Below are 1,726 nucleotides of genomic sequence, written 5' to 3'. Positions count from 1 at the left end.
CAAAATTTCTGACAGTCTCGCCGCCAACTGACGAGCAACACAGTGCGACCCCGCACAGGCCTCCATTGCCACGACACAGCTCTGCGAGCTGGCAAAAATTGCATCATTTGCGCCCGTGAACATTTTTTGCGAAACACCTCCCGGCCTGACTTATCCTGGCCGTGCAGATGGAACGTATGTTTACCGAGATCAATACCTATCAGCGCTGACTCGCTCATGATGATGCCCTCCGAAAATAAAGCACCCTGCTAAAGCTTAGCCCTCGCAGGGTGTGGGGGCGACCATCTCATTAGGCTACCGCGCTCTTAATATCGGAAGATCTCGAGGGTTCGCGCTGATTGACCAGTTGAGCATCCACGAGCCGGTTGATTGGCTGTGCAAGGTGTTTGAAGTGACCCGCTCGTGCTACTACGCTCGGCGTCTCAGGCGCCGCACACCGGATGTAGAACGCCTTCGATTGCGCAGTCGGGTGAACGAGTTGTTCACCCAAGGCCGCAGTGCTCCCGGTAGCCGTAGCATCACGGCCATGATGCAGGACGACGGCGAGCGGATCGGGCGATTCAAGGTGCGCAGCCTGATGCGCGAGCTGGAGTTGGTCAGCAAACAACCGGGATCGCATGCTTACAAAAAGGCGACGGTCGAGCGGCCCGACATTCCTAATATTTTGAACCGGGAGTTTGATGTGTCCGCTCCTGACCACGTCTGGTGTGGCGATATCACTTACACCTGGGCTCAAGGGAAATGGCAGTATCTGGCGGTTGTGCTAGATCTTTTTGCCCGCCGTGTTGTGGGTTGGGCGTTGTCGGGAAAGCCGGATGCCGACTTGGTCATCAAGGCCTTGGACATGGCTTACGAGCAGCGAGGGAAGCCTCAAGGTTTGCTGTTCCACTCCGACCAAGGCTCGCAATATGGAAGCCGGAGTTTTCGCCAGCGCCTTTGGCGATATCGCATGCGTCAGAGCATGAGCCGGCGAGGAAATTGTTGGGATAATGCGCCGATGGAGCGGGTGTTCAGGAGCCTTAAAACCGAGTGGATACCGACCATGGGCTACACGACGGTCCAACAAGCTCAGCGGGATATCAGCCATTTTTTGATGCACCGGTACAACTGGATTCGACCGCACCAATTTAATGGTGGACTGCCACCGGCTCAGGCCGAGAAAAAACTTAACGTCGTGTCCGGGATCAGTTGACCACTACAATGCCACACTAAATCCAGCCGAAAAATACGGGCCGCCCGGAATCTTGGTATGCCGCTATGGAACTAAACCCATAATATCGACCACACATATCATATGTGTCATCTACGAATGGGAAAAACATATGAAAACAAATTTTGATCGATGGGTGGATGCTCTGATAGCGCGTTACAAGCTACCTACGCCACCCGGAAAGCAGTTCGAGGATGAGGTTTATCGCTTTATGGTCAACGACGATATTCCCGTTAAGATTTATGGAGAACGTGACGGTTGTATTTATTTACATAGCACTCTTGGTGCGTATCAAGATAAGTACGAAGGATTTAGTCGTGAGCTACTTCAAGCTAATGACTTTAGCCTAAAAAAACCTTGCCTGATATTAGGTCTTGATAATCAATATAATCTGATTTTGCATGCTCGGCTGTTGCCAGCGGACATCGAAGGCGCACAGGGGATCGCAAGTTTTGAGCACTTTATCGATAGCAGTAGCGCAATAAAAAACCACTTCAATCTTAAGGAGGCGCTGCA

1 protein-coding gene and 2 pseudogenes are annotated in these 1,726 nt (G+C 52.0%); 2 read left to right on the top strand and 1 reads right to left on the bottom strand.

The window, feature by feature from the left end:
- Positions 1–218: pseudogene (locus ALO64_RS23680) on the bottom strand (IS110 family transposase); the annotation flags it as partial.
- Positions 219–292: 74 nt separating this feature from the next.
- On the opposite strand from ALO64_RS23680, the pseudogene ALO64_RS02680 reads away from it, so the two are divergent.
- Both ALO64_RS02680 and ALO64_RS02675 read left to right on the top strand, forming a co-directional pair.
- Positions 293–1,192: pseudogene (locus tag ALO64_RS02680) on the top strand (IS3 family transposase); the annotation flags it as partial.
- 130 nt (positions 1,193–1,322) lie between these two features.
- The coding region (locus ALO64_RS02675; protein WP_157058619.1) for a CesT family type III secretion system chaperone at positions 1,323–1,726 on the top strand (404 nt) is incomplete at its 3' end.

This window comes from Pseudomonas meliae, assembly GCF_001400515.1.
Taxonomy (GTDB): domain Bacteria; phylum Pseudomonadota; class Gammaproteobacteria; order Pseudomonadales; family Pseudomonadaceae; genus Aquipseudomonas; species Aquipseudomonas amygdali.
This window is presented reverse-complemented; position numbering and strand designations above follow the sequence as displayed.